15 protein-coding genes are annotated in these 18,416 nt (G+C 59.4%); 9 read left to right on the top strand and 6 right to left on the bottom strand.

The window, feature by feature from the left end; translation table 11 throughout:
- Window positions 1-11: 11 nt before the first annotated feature.
- From bamC to ypfH, 5 genes are all read left to right on the top strand, one after another.
- The gene (gene bamC, locus LGL98_RS06615; RefSeq protein ID WP_136029972.1) at window positions 12-1,046 is read left to right on the top strand and encodes an outer membrane protein assembly factor BamC; all 1,035 of its coding nucleotides are present in this window, start codon (window positions 12-14) and stop codon (window positions 1,044-1,046) included.
- A gap of 230 nt (window positions 1,047-1,276) precedes the next feature.
- Complete coding sequence (gene purC / locus LGL98_RS06620) at window positions 1,277-1,990, top strand: phosphoribosylaminoimidazolesuccinocarboxamide synthase (RefSeq protein ID WP_061153695.1); 714 nt, start codon at window positions 1,277-1,279, stop codon at window positions 1,988-1,990.
- A 119-nt stretch (window positions 1,991-2,109) separates the two neighbouring features.
- The gene (ypfJ, locus tag LGL98_RS06625; RefSeq protein ID WP_002913800.1) at window positions 2,110-2,985 is read left to right on the top strand and encodes a KPN_02809 family neutral zinc metallopeptidase; all 876 of its coding nucleotides are present in this window, start codon (window positions 2,110-2,112) and stop codon (window positions 2,983-2,985) included.
- A 9-nt stretch (window positions 2,986-2,994) separates the two neighbouring features.
- On the top strand, window positions 2,995-4,998 hold the full coding sequence (locus LGL98_RS06630) for a tRNA(Met) cytidine acetyltransferase TmcA (protein ID WP_136029970.1): 2,004 nt from the start codon (window positions 2,995-2,997) through the stop codon (window positions 4,996-4,998).
- 76 nt (window positions 4,999-5,074) lie between these two features.
- Window positions 5,075-5,770, top strand: a complete 696-nt coding sequence (gene ypfH / locus LGL98_RS06635; protein WP_136029968.1) for an esterase — start codon at window positions 5,075-5,077, stop codon at window positions 5,768-5,770.
- Between the two features lie 48 nt (window positions 5,771-5,818).
- Here the strand turns inward: ypfH and LGL98_RS06640 are convergent, their stop codons facing one another.
- Genes LGL98_RS06640 through LGL98_RS06650 form a run of 3 tightly spaced genes read right to left on the bottom strand, consistent with a single transcriptional unit; the run spans window position 5,819 to window position 7,533 of the window.
- Window positions 5,819-6,022, bottom strand: coding sequence for a YpfN family protein (locus LGL98_RS06640; protein WP_025711480.1), 204 nt, complete (start codon window positions 6,020-6,022; stop codon window positions 5,819-5,821).
- Between the two features lie 26 nt (window positions 6,023-6,048).
- The gene (gene dapE, locus LGL98_RS06645; RefSeq protein WP_048336289.1) at window positions 6,049-7,176 is read right to left on the bottom strand and encodes a succinyl-diaminopimelate desuccinylase; all 1,128 of its coding nucleotides are present in this window, start codon (window positions 7,174-7,176) and stop codon (window positions 6,049-6,051) included.
- A 3-nt stretch (window positions 7,177-7,179) separates the two neighbouring features.
- Window positions 7,180-7,533, bottom strand: a complete 354-nt coding sequence (locus tag LGL98_RS06650; protein WP_025711478.1) for an ArsC family reductase — start codon at window positions 7,531-7,533, stop codon at window positions 7,180-7,182.
- A 365-nt stretch (window positions 7,534-7,898) separates the two neighbouring features.
- Here LGL98_RS06650 and ypfM point away from each other — a divergent pair, with 365 nt between their 5' ends.
- Window positions 7,899-7,958, top strand: a complete 60-nt coding sequence (gene ypfM, locus LGL98_RS06655) for a protein YpfM (RefSeq protein ID WP_015572204.1) — start codon at window positions 7,899-7,901, stop codon at window positions 7,956-7,958.
- 127 nt (window positions 7,959-8,085) lie between these two features.
- On the opposite strand, the gene acrD is transcribed toward ypfM, so the two are convergent.
- Window positions 8,086-11,199 carry a multidrug efflux RND transporter permease AcrD gene (acrD, locus tag LGL98_RS06660; RefSeq protein ID WP_136029966.1) on the bottom strand — a complete coding sequence of 1,038 codons (3,114 nt, stop codon included), beginning with the start codon at window positions 11,197-11,199 and terminating at the stop codon, window positions 8,086-8,088.
- Between the two features lie 372 nt (window positions 11,200-11,571).
- On the opposite strand from acrD, the gene aegA reads away from it, so the two are divergent.
- The 3 genes from aegA (at window position 11,572) to LGL98_RS06675 (ending at window position 15,319) form a co-directional block, all read left to right on the top strand.
- Window positions 11,572-13,554: a formate-dependent uric acid utilization protein AegA gene (aegA, locus tag LGL98_RS06665; RefSeq protein ID WP_136029964.1), complete on the top strand. Its 1,983-nt coding sequence runs from the start codon at window positions 11,572-11,574 to the stop codon at window positions 13,552-13,554.
- A 58-nt stretch (window positions 13,555-13,612) separates the two neighbouring features.
- Window positions 13,613-14,209, top strand: coding sequence for a GDP-mannose pyrophosphatase NudK (gene nudK / locus LGL98_RS06670; RefSeq protein WP_080896865.1), 597 nt, complete (start codon window positions 13,613-13,615; stop codon window positions 14,207-14,209).
- A gap of 63 nt (window positions 14,210-14,272) precedes the next feature.
- The gene (locus tag LGL98_RS06675) at window positions 14,273-15,319 is read left to right on the top strand and encodes a DUF1176 domain-containing protein (RefSeq protein ID WP_025711474.1); all 1,047 of its coding nucleotides are present in this window, start codon (window positions 14,273-14,275) and stop codon (window positions 15,317-15,319) included.
- Here the strand turns inward: LGL98_RS06675 and tkt are convergent.
- Together tkt and tal are read right to left on the bottom strand one after the other, a co-directional pair.
- A complete protein-coding gene (gene tkt / locus LGL98_RS06680; RefSeq protein ID WP_136029962.1) occupies window positions 15,309-17,303 on the bottom strand; it encodes a transketolase in 1,995 nt (664 codons plus the stop codon). The two genes, LGL98_RS06675 and tkt, sit on opposite strands and share 11 nt — an antisense overlap.
- Before the next feature lie 16 nt (window positions 17,304-17,319).
- A complete protein-coding gene (tal, locus tag LGL98_RS06685) occupies window positions 17,320-18,276 on the bottom strand; it encodes a transaldolase (RefSeq protein ID WP_136029960.1) in 957 nt (318 codons plus the stop codon).
- Between the last annotated feature and the right edge of the window lie 140 nt (window positions 18,277-18,416).

Here is an 18,416-nt window from a genome sequence, read left to right on the forward strand (position 1 = left end):
AGGGAGATTTGATGGCTTACTCAGTACAGAAGTCGCGCCTGGCGAAGGTTGCGGGTGTTTCGCTGGTTCTACTCCTCGCGGCCTGTAGTTCCGACTCGCGCTATAAGCGTCAGGTGAGCGGTGATGAGGCCTATTTACAGGCAGCACCGTTGAGCGAACTTCATGCGCCGGCGGGGATGATCCTGCCGATTCAGGTGGGTGATTACAATATTCCGGTGGCCAACAGCACCGGCGCGGTCGGCAAGGCGTTGGACATTCGTCCGCCGGCGCAGCCGCTAGCGTTGGTTAGCGGCGCCCGCACTCAGTTCAACGGCGATACCGCGACGCTGATGGTCGAGAACGGTCGCAGCGGTTCGCTGTGGGCGCAGGTGACCAGCATTCTTCAGTCGAAGAACTACGTTATCGCCAAGCGCGATGATGCGAGCCAGACGCTGAACACTGACTGGGTTGAGTGGAACCGCCTCGATGAGGATCAGCAGTATCGCGGTCGTTATCAAATCTCCGTCAAACCACAGGGGTATCAGCAAGCAGTAGTTGTCAAGCTGGTGAATCTGGAGCAGGCGGGTAAACCGGTTGCCGATCCAGCGTCACTGCAGCGCTACAGTACCGCCATGCTGAACGTCATTTCGGAAGGTCTTGATGCGAGCGCTACAAACGCTCAAAACGCGGCCCAGCGTAGCGCGGGCGCTACCTTTGACGTGCAGAGCGCCGCCGACGATACCGGTCTGCCGATGCTCGTTGTTCGCGCGCCATTTAACCTGGTGTGGCAGCGTCTGCCGGGCGCCCTCGAGAAAGTCGGGATGAAAGTGACCGACAGCACGCGCTCTCAGGGCAGTATGGCGCTGACCTACAAGCCGCTGTCTGACAGCAGCTGGCAGGAGCTGGGCGCCCGCGACCCGCAGCTGGTTTCCGGTGACTACAAACTTCAGGTTGGCGACCTTGATAACCGCAGTAGCCTGCAGTTCATCGACCCGAAAGGCCATACCCTGACGCAGTCGCAAAACGACGCCCTGGTAGCGGTATTCCAGGCCGCATTTAACAAGTAATCAAAAGGGCTGGAGCAATCTGGCCCTTTTTAATGTATAGTGACGCAAACGTGTGCGTATACAGATTATCCTTCAAATCGCCTCTTTGTTGGCTGCCTTCGTTCACCCCAGTCCCTTACTTTTGTAAGCTCCCGGGGATACGCTTAGTTGCCGCCTCGATGCACTTTGAATGCTTTTGTGTATAGGCCGCGACGTATTTTTTTGGCTTAATATCACTGGAGTGGTGAAAGATGAAGAAGCTAGCTGAGTTGTATCGTGGTAAAGCGAAGACCGTTTACAGCACCGATAACCCGGACCTGCTGGTACTGGAATTCCGTAACGATACGTCAGCAGGTGATGGCGCGCGCATCGAGCAGTTTGATCGTAAAGGTATGGTGAATAACAAGTTCAACCACTTCATAATGAGCAAACTGGCAGAAGCGGGCATCCCTACCCAGATGGAAGCGCTGCTCTCCGATACCGAATGTCTGGTGAAAAAACTGGATATGGTGCCGGTAGAGTGCGTGGTGCGTAACCGTGCGGCAGGCTCGCTGGTAAAACGTTTAGGTATTGAAGAAGGGATCGAGCTGAATCCGCCGCTGTTCGACCTGTTCCTGAAAAACGATGCTATGCACGATCCGATGGTCAACGACTCCTACTGCGAAACCTTCGGCTGGGTGAGTAAAGAGAATCTGGCGCGGATGCGCGAGCTGACCTACAAAGCCAACGACGTGCTGAAAAAACTGTTCGATGACGCCGGTCTGATCCTGGTGGACTTTAAGCTGGAGTTTGGTCTGTTCAAAGGTGAAGTGGTGCTGGGCGACGAGTTTTCGCCGGATGGCAGCCGCCTGTGGGACAAAAATACCCTTGATAAAATGGACAAAGACCGCTTCCGCCAGAGCCTTGGCGGCCTGATCGAAGCCTACGAAGAAGTGGCTCACCGCCTGGGCGTTAAGCTCGACTAACCCGCCCGCCGCCAGAAGATGGCCTCATCTTCTGGCGTCTCTTGCTGTTTCCTGTGGTAATCCTGCGCTGAACCGCCTACGATCTCTGCTATTGATACATAACAGGGAATGAGGTGCTTATGCGCTGGCAAGGGCGTCGCGAAAGCGACAATGTTGAAGATCGACGTGGTCAATCTGGTTCGCCGTTCGGCGGGGGTGGTGGCGGTGGCTTCCGGCTGCCAAGCGGGAAGGGCGGCATTGTGCTGCTGATTATTGTGCTGGTGGCGGGCTACTACGGTGTGGATTTGACCGGCATGCTGACCGGTGAACCGATGCCGCAGCAGCAGACCTCCACGCAGCGCTCCATCAGTCCGAAAGACGATGAAGCGGCTAAGTTTACTTCGGTGATCCTGGCGACCACTGAAGATACCTGGGGACCGATCTTTGAAAAGATGGGCCGCCAGTACCCTCAGCCAAAGCTGGTACTCTACCGCGGCGCGACCCGCACCGGCTGCGGCACCGGTCAGTCGGTGATGGGGCCGTTCTACTGTCCTGCCGACAGTACGGTCTATATCGACCTGTCTTTCTACGATGAGATGAAAAATAAACTGGGCGCCGACGGCGACTTTGCCCAGGGGTACGTTATTGCTCATGAGGTGGGCCATCACGTGCAAAAATTGCTGGGCATTGAGCCGAAAGTCCGCCAGCAACAGCAGCATGCCACCCAGGCCGAAGCCAACCGCCTGTCGGTTAAGATGGAGCTGCAGGCGGACTGCTTCGCCGGCGTCTGGGGGCATAACATGCAACAGCAGGATATTCTGGAAACCGGCGATCTGCAGGAGGCGCTGAACGCCGCCGAGGCCATCGGGGACGATCGTCTGCAGCAGCAGAGCCAGGGGCGGGTGGTGCCGGACAGCTTTACCCACGGCACCTCGAAACAACGTTATACCTGGTTCAAACGCGGTTTCGATAGCGGCGACCCGGCGCAGTGCAATACCTTCGGCAGCGCGCTGTAATCGCCGCTCATGATGGAGGCGCTGCTTAACCTCACCGCGCAGATGGCGCGGGAGGGGATCCGTCGCCTGCTGGTGCTCAGCGGCGATGAAGACTGGATGCTGCAGCAGGCGCAGGCGCTGCGGGAGCGGCTCGGCGGCGATGGCCTGTGGGTTGGCCCTGAGCCGGTTTCAGCGCCCTGCGTGGCGCCTGGTGCCCTGAAGACGCTGCTGGGGCGGGAAGTCATGCACGCCTTTTTCGATGCCCGGCGCGGGTTTGATGTGGCCGCCCTGGCCGCCCTGAGCGGTACGCTGCGGGCGGGAAGCTGGCTGGTGCTGCTGACGCCCCCTTTCGCCGACTGGCCGTCCCGGGCGGATGAGGACTCCCTGCGCTGGAGCGATACTCCTGACCCGATCTCTACCCCCAACTTTGTTCTCCGCTGTTGTCGGCAGTTTATCGCCGATCCGGAAGTGCTGCTCTGGCGGCAGTCGGACTCGCCGCGGCTCCCGCTGGCTGCCCCGCGCCCTGAGTGGCATCCCGCCGATGGCCGCCCCCAGGTCGAACAGGCGGCGATCCTTGAACAACTGATACGCCTGCCGCCCGGCATCGCAGCGGTGACGGCGGAGCGCGGGCGAGGTAAATCTGCCCTCGCGGGTATGCTGCTACGCCAGCTTGAGGGCGAGGCCATCGTCACCGCCCCAACGCGTAGCGCCATCGAGGTGCTGGCCAGCTTTGCCGGCGAGGCGTTACGTTTTATGGCGCCCGATGCGCTGCTGGCATCGAAAGAAGAGGCGGCGTGGCTGATTATCGATGAGGCCGCGGCGATCCCGGCTCCGCTTCTCCGGCAGCTGGTGAGTCGTTTTCCCCGCACACTGCTCACTACGACGGTACAGGGGTATGAGGGAACTGGTCGCGGGTTCCTGCTTAAATTTTGCGCCAGCTTACCCCATCTGCAGATGTTCAGCCTGAACGCGCCGATCCGCTGGGCGGCGGGCTGTCCGCTGGAGTCGGCCATCAGTCAGCTGCTGATCTTTAGCGACGACGCATTTCGCGACTCGCCGACAGGGGAGGTAATGCTGGAGGCGGTCAATCAGTCCTGCTGGCAATCGCAGCCAGCGCTACCGGAGGCGATGTACCAGCTCTTGTCCGGGGCGCATTACCGCACGTCGCCTCTCGACCTGCGGCGCATGATGGATGCCCCGGGCCAGGTATTCCGCTGCGCTCGCGCTGGCGATGCGGTGGTGGGTGCGCTGTGGTTAGTAACCGAAGGCGGGCTGCCGCCCGAACTCAGCCAGGCGGTGTGGGCAGGATTTCGCCGGCCTCGCGGTAACCTGGTTGCCCAGTCGCTGGCGGCGCATGGCGGCAGTCCGCTGGCGGCGACGCTGCGCGGGCTACGGGTTAGTCGGATCGCCGTCCATCCCACCCGCCAGCGCGAAGGCCTGGGACAGATGATGATCGCGGATATCGCCGCCGATGCCGCAGGCTATGACTATCTGTCCGTCAGCTTCGGCTACACCGCCGAGCTGTGGCGCTTCTGGCAACGCTGCGGGTTTATCCTCGTGCGGTTGGGTACCCATCGGGAGGCCAGCAGTGGGTGCTACACTGCGATGGCCCTCTTTCCGTTGACAGCGGCCGGGCGCCGACTGGCGCAGCACGAGGCGCAGCGGCTGCTGCGCGATGAATACTGGCTACGCCAGTGGCGGGATGAATCCGCGCCGCTGTCCGCCGCCGCAGACGCTATGCTTAGTGATGAGGACTGGCTGGAAGCGGCGAGCTTTGCCTTCGCCCAGCGCCCGCTGGCCGCGGCGCTGGGGTGTCTCAATCGCCTGCTGATGCAGGTCGACATGCCTTTGCCGGCCCTGCGGGGACGACTGCAGGGGGAAGAGGAGGCCGTACTCTGCGCCACTCTGCGGCTGACAGGACGTAAAGCTCTGCTGGCGAGATGGCGCCAGGAGGCCGCTGACGCTATGCATTTTCTTGATGCCGCGCGCGCAGAGACGCTGCGTCAGCAGGTGAAGCACCTGCAATTTTTTTAACTAACTCATTCAGTTAAATGGCATGGTCATATCTGGCGAGCGGCGTAAACTGCCCGCATTCACTAAGGAGACAGCCATGAAACACGATCATTTTATTGTTCAAAGCCCTGCGACGCCTGCGCAACAGCTGTTGCTGCTGTTTCATGGTGTAGGGGATAACCCGGTCTCCATGGGGCAAATCGGCAGCTGGTTCGCGCCACAGTTTCCCGATGCGCTGATCGTCAGTATCGGCGGGGTGGAGCCTTGCGGCCCCAACGGTCGGCAGTGGTTTTCGGTGCAGGGGGTGACGGAAGATAATCGTCAGCAGCGCATTGATGCCATTATGCCGACCTTCATTGAAATTGTGCGCTACTGGCAGGAGAAAAGCGGCGTCAGCCCGCTGGCCACGGCGCTGATCGGTTTCTCTCAGGGGGCGATTATGTCGCTGGAGAGTATCAAAGCGGCGCCGAATCTGGCTTCACGAGTGATCGCCTTTAATGGTCGCTATGCGACGTTGCCGCTCACAGCAACGACGGCCACCACCATTCACCTGATCCACGGGGGGGAAGATCGGGTTATCGATCTGGCATGGGCGGTGTCGGCCCAGGAGGCGCTGCAGCAGGCCGGCGGTGATGTAACGCTGGATATTGTTGACGATCTGGGGCATGCCATTGACGATCGTAGCATGCAGTTGGCGATCGAACGGCTGCGCTATACCGTGCCGAAGCACTATTTTGATGAGGCGCTGAGCGGCAGCACGCCAAAAGGGGATGATATCATCGAAATGCTGTAACCCCGACGAGCGGGGTTACAGGCGGTCTGCACTGCGTTACGGGCGGATTTACGGTTTCTTCGACTGGTCGTGCTTCGGCCAGTCGTCGTCATCGTCCCATTTATCGTTAAAATCACGGTGTGGTGGCAGATCGGGTTTGTCATTGAGGAATTTTTTGTGGTCAACGCGGTTCAGATCTTTGATCACGTTGATAATGACCCCCACTAAAAAAACCAGCACCAGAATCCACCAGTGTTTAATAAGCCATTCCATGCGCGCTTCCTCTTTACGTCAATTCGTCAGGCGACCAGCTGTTCCATGACGCGTTGATACATCCGCGCCAGCAGCTGCAGGTCGGCGGCGTTCACACATTCATTAATTTTGTGAATCGTTGCGTTCACGGGGCCCAGCTCAACCACTTGCGCCCCCATGCGCGCGATAAACCGTCCGTCTGAGGTGCCGCCGTTGGTCAACAGCTGCGGTTTGATCTCATTATAGTGCTCAATCGCATTGACGACCGCATCCACCAGTTTGCCGCGCCCGGTGAGGAACGGCTGGCCGGAGAGCCACCACTCCACGCTGTAACGCAGCTGGTATTTTTCCAGCAGGGCGACCACCCGGGCTTTGATCATCTCGTCCGTCAGTTCCGTACTGAAGCGGAAGTTGAACTGAACGAACATATCGCCAGGGATCACGTTGTTGCTGCCGGTGCCGGACTGCACGTTGGCAATCTGCATGCTGGTCGGCGGGAAGTATTCATTGCCTTTATCCCACTCGATATTGACCAGCTCCGCCAGCATCGGCGCTGCGCGATGGACGGGGTTATCGGCTAGGTGCGGATAGGCGACATGGCCCTGCACGCCGTGAATGGTCAGGTTGCAGGTCAGCGAGCCGCGGCGGCCGTTTTTCACCACATCGCCGACCACTTCAGTACTGGAGGGCTCGCCGACCAGGCAGTAGTCCAGGCGCTCATTGCGCGCCATCAGTGTCTCCACCACTTTGACGGTACCGTTTTTCGCGCTGGCCTCTTCATCAGAGGTGATCAAAAACGCCAGTCGGCCCCGATGGTTCGGGTACTGCGCGACAAAACGCTCTGCGGCAACCACCATCGCCGCCAGCGAGCCTTTCATATCCGCTGCGCCACGGCCAAACAGCATGCCGTCGCGGATGGTCGGTTCGAAGGGCGGATTGATCCAGCGGTCGGCGTCGCCTGCCGGAACCACGTCGGTGTGGCCGGCGAAGGCCAGCGTCTCACCGTGGCCGCGCCAGGCCCAGAAATTCTGTGTATCGCCGAAATCCATCGGTTCAACGGTAAAGCCGATCGCACGCAAGCGTTCAATCATTAACGCCTGACATCCCGCATCATCGGGGCTAAGGGAAGGGCGGCGAATAAGCTGCTGAGCCAGCTCAATGACCGGGCAAGACATAGACTATACCTCGTTAAACTGCTGATAACTTGCTTCACTAAAACCCAGCAGCATAGGACGACCGGGCGCACAGAGCAATGGGCGTTTGATAATAGCCGGCATTTCCAGCATCAGTGCGGCGGCGGCATCGGCATTATCGATACTGTTGCGCAGCGACTCATCCAGCTTGCGCCAGGTGGTACCGCGGGTATTCAGCAGCGCCTGCCAGCCAAGCTCAGCAATAAAGGTATCCAGTTGCGCGCGATCAAGGCCATCAGCGCGGTAGTCATGAAAGCGATACGCAATCTGGTGCGCTTCCAGCCAGCGACGGGCTTTTTTAATGGTATCGCAGTTTTTAATTCCATACATGGTAAGCATCGATAAACCTTTTACATTCAATTAAGCGGCTAACTCAGATATTTCCGAATATATAAGTCTTACTGAAATAATACGTGATTCAGATGAATAAATATAACTTTTTACCTGATGACTGTTTTCGAGGAAGGGGTGATTAAATTTTGCGCAGCGTTGGGCGTGATGTGAGGCTATTAACCGTAGCGTAAAAATATTTCTGGATGTTGCTCTGCGTCACATTATGTTTACATACGAAGCGGCATAGTAGCAGCAAGCAGAGGTTTTATCTCTGTTAGCAGTCCATAAGGCAATCAGAGCAATAGGGGAGCACAACTTCCCACCGGCAATGAAGTTATATAGAATCGACCATAATAATAAGAGAGGCTATTATGATTGAACGTGAACTGGGGAACTGGAAAGATTTTATTGAAGGCATGCTTCGTAAATAAATTTCCGCAATGTGAGCAGGGGGATAACGCGACGTAAATAAGCGCGTCATGGTTCTGAACACATAAAAAAGGCGACCTCAAAGGTCGCCTTTTCTGTTATTACGGCTCGATGCCAGAGCCCGACGGCTTATTGCGGACGCTCCTTTAGCGGAAAGCGGCGACGCACCAGCACAAAGAACAACGGCACGAAAAAGATCGCCAGCACGGTGGCGGAGATCATCCCGCCCATCACCCCGGTGCCGACCGCATGCTGGCTGCCGGAACCGGCCCCGGTGCTGGTTGCCATCGGCAGGACGCCGAAGATAAACGCCAGCGAGGTCATCAGGATAGGGCGCAGGCGCTGTCGGCAGGCCGACAGCGTGGCGCTGAGCAGATCCTGGCCTTTCTCGTTGAGCTCATTGGCGAACTCGACGATCAGAATGGCGTTTTTCGCCGACAGGCCGATCACCGTTAACAGACCCACCTGGAAGTAGACATCATTCTCCAGGCCGCGCATCCAGGTCGCCAGCAGGGCGCCAATCACCCCGAGCGGAACCACCAGCATCACCGAGAATGGCACCGACCAGCTCTCGTACAGCGCCGCCAGGCACAGGAACACCACCAGCAGAGAAATCGCGTACAGTGCCGGCGCCTGAGCACCAGAGAGGCGTTCCTGGTAGGACATGGCAGTCCATTCAAGGCCAAAGCCGGTAGGCAACTGGGCGGCCAGCTTCTCCATCATGTCCATCGCGGTGCCGGTACTGATGCCCGGCGCCGCTTCACCGACGATCTCCACCGCCGAGTAGCCATTGTAGCGCTCCAGCCGCGGCGAGCCGGTCTCCCAGCGCGAGGTGGCGAAAGCCGAGAACGGCACCATCGTACCGCTGCTGTTGCGCACGTACCAGAGATTGATATCGTCAGGCAGCATCCGGTATTTCGCCGCCGCCTGGACGTAAACTTTCTTCACCCGGCCGCGATCCATAAAGTCGTTAACGTAGCTCGACCCCCACGCGGTTTGCAGCGTATCGTTAATGTCGTCGATAGAGACGCCCAGCGCCTGCGCTTTACGCTGATCGATATCGACCTGCAGCTGCGGGCTGTCATCGAGCCCGTTATGCCGGACGCGGGTCAACAGCGGATTTTTGCCGGCCAGCTCAAGCAGCGTATCGCGCGCCGCCATCAGCGCATCGTGCCCCTTCCCGGCATGATCCTCCAGCTCCATATCGAAGCCTGCCGAACTGCCGAGGCCGCTGATTGCTGGCGGGCTGCTGGCGATAACCCGCGCTTCGTTAATCTGATTAAACGCTTTGGTGGCGCGTTCAATAATGGCAAAGGAGGAGCCGGTTTGCGGATCGCGCTGTTCCCAGTCTTTGAGACGAACGAACATGCGGGCCACGTTCTGCCCGTTGCCGCCGGGGCCGGAGCCAACGGTAGCGAACACTGACTCGACGTTCTGTTTCTCGTTATTGAGGAAGTAATCTTCCGCTTTCTGCACCACTTTCAGCGTCTGCTGCTGAGTGGCGCCGCTTGGCAACTGTACCGAGGTGGTGAACATTCCCCGGTCTTCCAGCGGCAGGAACGAGGTCGGCAGATGCAGGAACAAGAACACCATCCCGCCGAGCAGCACGACGTAGATCAGCATCCAGCGCAGCGAGCGGTGCAGGATTTTTCCGACAAAGGTTTCATAGCGGCTGGCGCTGCGGTTGAAGGTACGGTTGAACCAGCCGAAGAAGCCTTTCTTCTCATGCGATTCGCCTGGCTTAACCGGCTTGAGCAGCGTGGCGCAGAGGGCTGGAGTGAGGATCATCGCCACCAGCACCGAGAGAACCATCGCTGCAACGATTGTGATGGAGAACTGGCGATAGATAGCCCCGGTGGTGCCGCCGAAGAAGGCCATTGGCACAAACACCGCCGACAGCACCATGGCGATCCCTACCAGGGCGCCCTGAATTTGCCCCATCGATTTGCGGGTCGCCTCGCGCGGCGACAGCCCTTCCTCGCTCATGATGCGCTCGACGTTCTCCACCACCACGATGGCGTCATCCACCAGCAGGCCGATCGCCAGCACCATCGCGAACATCGTCAGAGTATTGATGCTATAGCCAAAAGCGTATAGCACCGCGAAAGTACCCATCAGCACCACCGGCACGGCGATCGTCGGGATCAGGGTGGCGCGGAAGTTCTGCAGGAACAGGTACATCACGAGGAAGACCAGCAGTATCGCCTCCAGCAGGGTTTTCACCACGTCGGTGATAGAGGCTTTCACAAAGGAGGTGGTCTCGTAGGCAACTTTATATTCCAGACCGTGGGGGAAAAATTGCGACAGCTCATTGAGGCGAGCGATCACGCGCTCCGCCGTGGCCATTTCATTGGCGCCGGAAGCGAGTTTGATCCCGAGCCCGGAAGCGGCCTGACGGTTGTAGCGGCTAAGATAGTCGTACTTTTCCGCCCCCATCTCGACGGTAGCGACATCGCCCAGCGTCACCTCTGAACCATCCTGATTGACGCGCAGAGTGATATTGCGGAACTGCTCCGGGGTTTGCAGCAGAGATTGCGAGTTGATGGTGGCGTTCAGCGCTTGCTTATCGACCGAAGGCGTCCCGCCAAGCTGGCCGACGGCAATCTGGGCGTTCTGCGAACTGATGGCGTCGGTAACATCCTTGGTGGTCATCTGGTAGCTGTTGAGCTTCGCCGGGTCGAGCCAGATGCGCATTGAGTATTGCGAGCCGTAGGCGTCGATATCCCCCACGCCGTTGACACGGCTGAGCGGGTCCTGGATGTTACTGGCGACGTAGTCGGCGATATCTTGTTTATCCATACTGCCGTCAGTGGAGACGAAGGCGAGGGTCAGGATATTGGTATCACCGGTCTTGCGCACCGTCACCCCCTGGTTTTGCACCGCCTGCGGCAGTTTACGCATCGCCGACTGCAGCTGGTTCTGAACTTGCTGTACGGCTTCGTCCGGGTCGGTACCAGCGGTAAAGCTAAGGGTGATCGTCGCCTGGCCGGTGGCGCTGCTCTGAGAGGACATATACATCAGGTTATCGAGGCCGGTCATATTTTGCTCGATAACCTGGGTGACGGTATTTTCCAGGGTTTGCGCGGAGGCGCCCGGATAGTTGGCGGTGATCCGCACATTCGGCGGGGCCAGGTCGGGATACTGTTCAACCGGAAGCGACAAAATGGCAAGGGTGCCCGTCAGGCATAACAGGATTGCCAGCACCCACGCGAAAATGGGGCGATCGATAAAGAAATTCGCCATCAGAATAAAAACCTCATATGCACATTTTTTTGTTATTGCACAGCCTGTGCCACTGTAGCGCCAGCGCCGCCGGCAATCGTGGAGAAATTAAGGAGATAGTGTAATTTATCATGTTGCTTTTGCCGTATCGTAAAGAAACATCGAACTTTCCTGCTCTCAGGCAGCCATTCTCCTTCTTCAGCGCGTCCAGATACCTTATCCCTTATCGGTGTGAAACCTCATTTCAGTTAAGTCAAAAAAATTGATCCAAAACGGATTCTCTCCAGAAAAACGCTATCCTGGGCAATTGAACATTGTTCCGGCGTTGTCTTGTCGGGTAATAAGTAGGCATGCGCATTAAGGGGTTATTCACCAATAAGACAAAAGGAAGCCATGAACCACTTTATTCTAAGCGATAGCCGAAAATGTATCGGCTGCCAGGCCTGCGAAGTGGCCTGCGTAATGGCGCATAACGATGAGCAACATGTGCTGACCCCGCAGCGCTTTTTGCCACGTATCACCGTGATCAAGTCGGCGGGGCAGCGTAACGCTATCACCTGTCGCCACTGTGAAGACGCCCCCTGCGTCCGGAGTTGCCCCAACGACGCCATTGCTCAGTCCGGTGACAGCGTCCAGGTGTGCCAGGAAAAATGCATTGGTTGCAAATCCTGCATGGTGGCCTGCCCGTTCGGGGTGATGCAGGTGGTGGTAACGCCGCAGGCTGCGGGCCAGGTAAAGGCCAGCGCGCAGAAATGCGATTTATGCCAGGGCCGCGAAGCGGGACCTGCCTGTGTGGAAAACTGTCCGGCGCAGGCGCTGACCCTCGCCGACGATGAGACATTGACCGGGCTGGCGAAGCAGCGGCGTCTGCGCTCGGCGCGCCAGGAGGCGCAGCCGTGGCAGCGCGCTACGCCGCCCTGCAGCCAGCCCAATGCTGGCACGAAGGCCAGGCAGATGGCGATGACGCCCCCGCGCGGGGAGCCGGACAAGCTGGCGGCGGAGGTGCGTAAGAGCCACTTTGAGGAGATCTATCTGCCGTTTAGTCCGGCGCAAGCGCAGCAGCAGGCCACCCGGTGCCTCACGTGTGGGGAGCACAGTATTTGCGAGTGGACCTGCCCGCTGCATAACCATATTCCGCAGTGGATCGAGCTGGTGAAGGCAGGGGATATTGCCGCCGCGGTCGCCCTGTCTCATCAAACCAACTGCCTGCCGGAGATCACCGGCCGGGTCTGTCCCCAGGACCGCCTGTGTGAGGGCGCCTGCACCCTGCGCGATGAAAGCGGGTCAGTCACCATCGGTAATATTGAGCGCTATATTTCCGACCAGGCGCTGGCCAGCGGCTGGCGCCCGAACCTCTCGCAGGTTAAGCCGAGCGGTAAGCGGGTGGCGATTATTGGCGCCGGGCCGGCCGGGCTGGCCTGCGCCGATGTGCTGGTGCGCCACGGCGTACAGCCGGTAGTCTATGACCGTCATCCGGAGATTGGCGGTCTGCTGACCTTCGGCATTCCGGCCTTCAAGCTGGATAAATCGCTGCTGGCCCGGCGGCGGGCCATTTTCAGCGAAATGGGTATCCGCTTTGAACTCAATTGCGAGGTGGGGAAAGATATCCCCATGGCGACGCTGCTGGCCGATTATGACGCGGTGTTTGTCGGCGCCGGAACCTATCGCTCGATGAAGGCGGGGCTGCCGAATGAAGAGGCCCCCGGCGTCTACGATGCGCTGCCGTTTCTCATCGCCAACACCAAACAGGTGATGGGGCTGGCAGCATCGGCCCAGGAGCCTTATATCAACACCGCCGGGCTGAACGTCGTGGTGCTGGGCGGCGGCGATACGGCGATGGACTGCGTGCGCACCGCGCTGCGCCACGGTGCCCGCCAGGTGACCTGTGCCTATCGGCGGGATGAAGCCAACATGCCGGGCTCGAAGAAAGAGGTTAAAAACGCCCGTGAAGAGGGGGCGGTTTTTGAGTTTAACGTCCAGCCGGTGACCCTGGAGCTGGACGAGACTGGCCGGGTGAACGGGGTGCGTTTTCTGCGCACCGAACTGGGCGCCCCGGATGCCGGGGGAAGACGTCGTCCGACGCCGATCCCCGGCAGTGAGTTTGTTATGCCAGCAGATGCGGTGATCATGGCCTTTGGTTTCCATCCGCACCAGATGCCCTGGCTGGAGGCGGCGGGTGTGGCGCTGGACAGCCAGGGACGCATCAGGGCCGGAGTGGAGAGCCGTTACCGTTACCAGACCAGCCAGGAGAAAATCTTTGCCGGCGGCGATGCCGTGCGTGGCGCCGATCTGGTGGTGACGGCGATGGCGGAAGGCCGCCAAGCGGCGCAGGGGATCCTTGACTATCTGGCGGTGAAAACGACGCCGCTTCACTGACGACAAACCCGGCCCCGCAGCGTAGTATGTGGACGTCCTTTTACGCTGTGGGGTCGGTATGTCACTCAATATTCACGTCATTAAAGATAAAATCCTCTCTGAGAACTGGTTCGTGTTACGCAACATGACCTATGAGCTGACGCGCGCGGATGGCAGCGTTGTGCGCCATAAGCGCGAGGTCTACGATCGCGGCAACGGCGCCACCGTGCTGCTGTACAACCGCCGTAAGCAGACGGTGGTGCTGGTGCGCCAGTTCCGGGTCGCTACCTGGGTCAATGGTAATCATGACGGCATGCTGATTGAAACCTGCGCCGGGCTGCTGGACAACGACGAGCCAGAGGCCTGCATTCGTAAAGAGGCGGTGGAAGAGACCGGTTATGAAGTGGGCGAGGTGAAGAAGCTGTTTGAGCTGTTTATGTCGCCAGGGGGCGTCACCGAAGTGGTGCACTTCTTTATCGCTGAGTACAGCGACGCGCAGCGAACCACCAGCGGCGGCGGGGTGGATGACGAAGCCATTGAGGTGCTGGAGCTGCCCTTTAGCCAGGCGCTGCAGATGGTGGCCAACGGCGAGATCCGTGACGGTAAGGCGGTCATTCTGCTGCAGTATCTGCAAACCTCCGGCCTGATGTCCGGGAACTCTGATAAATCCGATTGAGTAAGCGGCTGCCGTTGTCCAGGATAGGCGCCGTGGTGGGGTTTATCTGGGGTCGGGCGGTTCATGCTTTTTCGCGTCATCTTTTTTCTCTTTCTGGCGGTGCTGCCTTGCTCGCAGGCATGGTCGGCACCGACGCAGCAGCGCTTCAACGACTGGCAGGTCACCTGTAACAATCAAAATTTCTGCGTCACCCGCAACGTGGGGCTGCATTATGGGCTGGTAATGACCCTCAGTCGCAGCGCCGGGGCGGTCACTGACGCCAGCCTGCGTATCGAGCTGGGCGGCACCGGCAATCCGGTGGCGACGCTCGCGCCGATAGCGCCGCGCCTGTTATTAGATGGCAAGCCACTGTCCCTGACCGACAAGCACTGGCACATTGAAGATAAACTCCTCAAAACCGGCGACAGCGTGACCATAGACGCGTTTCTCCAGCAGGTTCAGGAAGGAAAAGCGCTCACGCTGGCCAGCGGCCTGCAGAACGTCTCCCTGCAGGGGCTGAAAGCGGCCCTGTTTTTTATCGACGATCGGCAAAAGCGGGTAGGCAGCGAAACGGCCTGGGTCGGCAAAGGGGAAGAGCCGCCGCTCAGCGTACCGCCGGCCCCGGCGCTGCGCGCAGTGGCGAGCGCGGAAACGGCGCAGTCGCCGCTGGGGCGTGAAGAGCTCAACGATCTGATGGACTACGGCAATGAGCGGATGACCAACAGCAACTGCTCCCTCGATCCCTTCCGTCGCGAAATTCGCGTCACTGCGCTGACGGATGACAAAGTGCTGCTAATGACCAGCTGCGAATCCGGGGCGTACAACACCGTCTGGCTGGCCTGGCTGGTCTCCCGCCAGCGGCCGTATGTCGCCCGTCAGGTGCGGCTAACGCTGCCGTTTCAGCCGCCGGGCGAGGCGCCGCGGGAGATTGATCTGATCAACGCCAGCTATGATGACCGCCGCCATGAACTGGTGACCCTGGACAAAGGTCGCGGGGCGGGCGATTGCGGGATCCAGACCCGCTGGCGCTTTGACGGCCAGCGGTTCAGCCTCTCCCGCTACGCGCAGCAACCGACGTGCGATAACTGGCAGGGGCCAGACGCCTGGCCCACGCTGTGGATCACCCGTTAAGCACCTGTTCGGCGGTGGCGACGATATGGTCGACCGTAAAGCCGAAGAACGGGAACAGCTGCTCCGCCGGGGCGGATTCGCCATAGCCGGTCATACCGACGATCTTGCCTTTTAAGCCGACATACTTATACCAGTAGTCCGCTATCCCGGCTTCGACCGCTACCCGCGCGCTGACGTCCGACGGCAGCACCGACTCGCGCCAGGCTTCGTCCTGGGCGTCAAACACATCGGTGGAGGGGAGCGAGACCACCCGCACATTCACCCCTTTGGCCAACAGTTTTTCCGCAGCCAGGACGGTGATCTCCACTTCCGAGCCGGTGGCGATGAGGATCAGATCGGGTTTGCCGCCGGCATCCTTCAGCACGTAGCCTCCCCGGGCGATATCCTGCACCTGTTCCGGGGTACGCGGCATCTGCGCCAGGTTTTGTCGCGACAGGATCAGCGCCGTCGGCCCAGTCTGGCGCGCAATGGCCGCCTGCCAGGCCACGGCGGTTTCTACCTGGTCGCAGGGGCGCCAGGTGCTGAAGTTGGGCGTCAGGCGCAGACTGGCCAGCTGTTCCACCGCCTGGTGGGTCGGGCCATCTTCCCCGAGACCGATCGAGTCATGGGTATAGACCATGATCTGCCGGGCCTTCATCAGGGCCGCCATGCGCGCGGCGTTGCGGGCGTATTCCACAAACATCAGGAAGGTCGACGTATAGGGAATGAAGCCCCCGTGCAGGGCGATGCCGTTGGCCACCGCGGTCATGCCAAATTCGCGCACGCCGTAGTGGATGTAGTTACCCGCAGGATCTTCTTTAATCGATGTCGAGCCAGACCAGATGGTCAGGTTACTCGGCGCAAGATCCGCCGAACCGCCAAGCAGTTCCGGGAGATGCGGGCCGTAAGCGTTCAGCGCGTTTTGCGAGGCTTTGCGGCTGGCGATTTTCGCCGGCTCGGCCTGCAGTTTCGCCACGTAGTCGCGGGCGGTCGCGGCAAAGTCTTCCGGCAGGGCACCCTCCATACGTCGCGTCAGCTCAGCGGCTAGCTCCGGGAACTGCTGTTGGTAGGCGGCGAATTTCTCATTCCAGGCGTGCTCGGCTTTTTCCCCGCGCGGTCGCGCATCCCAGCCCTGGTAGATCTCTTTCGGGATCTCAAAGGGGGGATATTTCCAGCCCAGCTGCTGGCGGGCCAGAGCCACCTCTTTTTCGCCCAGCGCCGCGCCGTGAGACTCCTCCGAGCCTGCTTTGTTAGGCGAACCGAAGCCGATGATGGTCCGGCAGATAATCAGCGACGGCTTATCTTTCACCGCCTGCGCTTCCGTTATCGCCTGTTTGATCGCCTGCGGATCGTGGCCGTCGATATCGCCTATGACGTGCCAGTGGTAGGCGCGGAAGCGTTCCGCCGTATCATCGGAAAACCAGCCTTCGGTTTTGCCGTCGATGGAGATGCCGTTGTGATCGTAAAAACCGATCAGCTTACCCAGTCCAAGCGTGCCGGCCAGGGAACAGGCCTCATGGGAGATCCCCTCCATCAGACAGCCATCGCCCATGAAAACCCAGGTGTGATGGTCGATGATCTCATGCCCCGGGCGGTTAAACTGCGCCGCCAGGGTGCGTTCGGCGATGGCCATCCCGACGGCGTTCGCCAGCCCCTGGCCCAGCGGGCCGGTGGTGGTTTCCACCCCAGGGGTATAGCCATGCTCCGGGTGGCCCGGTGTTTTAGAGTGCAGCTGACGGAACTGCTTGAGTTCAGATAGCGGTAGATCGTAGCCGGTCAGATGCAGCAGGCTGTAGAGCAGCATCGAGGCGTGGCCGTTGGATAAGATAAAGCGGTCGCGGTCCACCCAGCCAGGGTTCTGCGGATTGTGCTTGAGAAAATCGTTCCACAACACTTCGGCAATATCAGCCATCCCCATTGGCGCACCGGGATGGCCGGAGTTGGCTTTCTGCACGGCGTCCATACTCAGGGCGCGGATGGCGTTGGCAAGCTCTCTTCGGGACATAGTTTTCTCCGTGAGACTAAAGTGACAGTTTGGCAGCAAGCAGATCTTCCAGTTTGCGTTGATCGACGGCGAACAGACGGATCCCCTCCGCCAGCTTTTCGACCGCCATCGGATCCTGATTATGTTCCCAGCGGAACTCTGCCTCGCTGAGCGGTACCGGGCGCGGCAGGATCTGGCTGGCTGGGATCAGTTTGCGCACCACCGGGGCGTCGCTGGCCTGCAGCTCTTTTAACAAGGGCGGGGCGATGGTCAGCCGGTCGCAGCCGACCAGGGCGAGGATCTGTTCGGTGCGGCGGAAGCTGGCGCCCATCACGATGGTGGTGTATTTATGCTGTTTGAAGTAGTCATAGATATTGCGCACCGATTTCACCCCCGGATCTTCCTCCACCACGTAAGGATCCAGCGGCTTACGCGCCTGATACCAGTCATAAATACGCCCGACGAAAGGGGAGATCAGATAGACCCCGGCTTCGGCGCAGGCCCGGGCCTGGGCGAAGGAAAACAGCAGCGTCAGGTTGCAGTGGATCCCCTCTTTTTCAAGCGCCTCGGCGGCGCGGATCCCTTCCCAGGTGGAGGCCAGTTTGATCAGGATCCGCGACTTATCAATGCCCATCTCTTGATACAGCGCCACCAGGTGGCGAGCTTTCTCGATACTTTTCTCCCGATTGAAGGAGAGGCGGGCGTCCACCTCGGTGGAGACACGGCCAGGAATACTTTTGAGGATCTCGGCACCAAAATTGACCGCCAGCTTGTCGCAGGCGTGAGCCACCAGCGCTTCGCGTCCGCCACCCTGCTTTTTGGCCCAGGCGATGGCGTCGTCGATGAGCCCGCTATAGGCGTCCAGCCCGGCGGCCTTCAGCAGCAGGGAGGGATTGGTGGTGGCGTCTTCCGGCTGATAGTGGCGAATGGATTCGATATCGCCGCTGTCGGCGACCACGGTGGTGAATTGCTTAATGCTGTCTAGCTGATTCATGGATAAGTCCTCCTGGAACAAGGTGTTACATGAGTGCTTGCCGGTATACGGTATAAACATTGATGAGGTACATAACCAAAAAGCATAGCAGACAGGGCTATTATTGGCGGCGAATCCAGGTAACATAACCACTATAAATT

It is taken from the genome of Klebsiella africana (genome assembly GCF_020526085.1).
GTDB classification, from domain to species: domain Bacteria; phylum Pseudomonadota; class Gammaproteobacteria; order Enterobacterales; family Enterobacteriaceae; genus Klebsiella; species Klebsiella africana.

Coding starts and splice junctions, on each gene's coding strand:
- bamC (WP_136029972.1), top strand. CDS start 12: ATGGCTTACTCAGTACAGAAGTCGCGCCTGGCGAAGGTTGCGGGTGTT.
- purC (WP_061153695.1), top strand. CDS start 1,277: ATGAAGAAGCTAGCTGAGTTGTATCGTGGTAAAGCGAAGACCGTTTAC.
- ypfJ (WP_002913800.1), top strand. CDS start 2,110: ATGCGCTGGCAAGGGCGTCGCGAAAGCGACAATGTTGAAGATCGACGT.
- LGL98_RS06630 (WP_136029970.1), top strand. CDS start 2,995: ATGATGGAGGCGCTGCTTAACCTCACCGCGCAGATGGCGCGGGAGGGG.
- ypfH (WP_136029968.1), top strand. CDS start 5,075: ATGAAACACGATCATTTTATTGTTCAAAGCCCTGCGACGCCTGCGCAA.
- LGL98_RS06640 (WP_025711480.1), bottom strand. CDS start 6,022: ATGGAATGGCTTATTAAACACTGGTGGATTCTGGTGCTGGTTTTTTTA.
- dapE (WP_048336289.1), bottom strand. CDS start 7,176: ATGTCTTGCCCGGTCATTGAGCTGGCTCAGCAGCTTATTCGCCGCCCT.
- LGL98_RS06650 (WP_025711478.1), bottom strand. CDS start 7,533: ATGCTTACCATGTATGGAATTAAAAACTGCGATACCATTAAAAAAGCC.
- acrD (WP_136029966.1), bottom strand. CDS start 11,199: ATGGCGAATTTCTTTATCGATCGCCCCATTTTCGCGTGGGTGCTGGCA.
- aegA (WP_136029964.1), top strand. CDS start 11,572: ATGAACCACTTTATTCTAAGCGATAGCCGAAAATGTATCGGCTGCCAG.
- nudK (WP_080896865.1), top strand. CDS start 13,613: ATGTCACTCAATATTCACGTCATTAAAGATAAAATCCTCTCTGAGAAC.
- LGL98_RS06675 (WP_025711474.1), top strand. CDS start 14,273: ATGCTTTTTCGCGTCATCTTTTTTCTCTTTCTGGCGGTGCTGCCTTGC.
- tkt (WP_136029962.1), bottom strand. CDS start 17,303: ATGTCCCGAAGAGAGCTTGCCAACGCCATCCGCGCCCTGAGTATGGAC.
- tal (WP_136029960.1), bottom strand. CDS start 18,276: ATGAATCAGCTAGACAGCATTAAGCAATTCACCACCGTGGTCGCCGAC.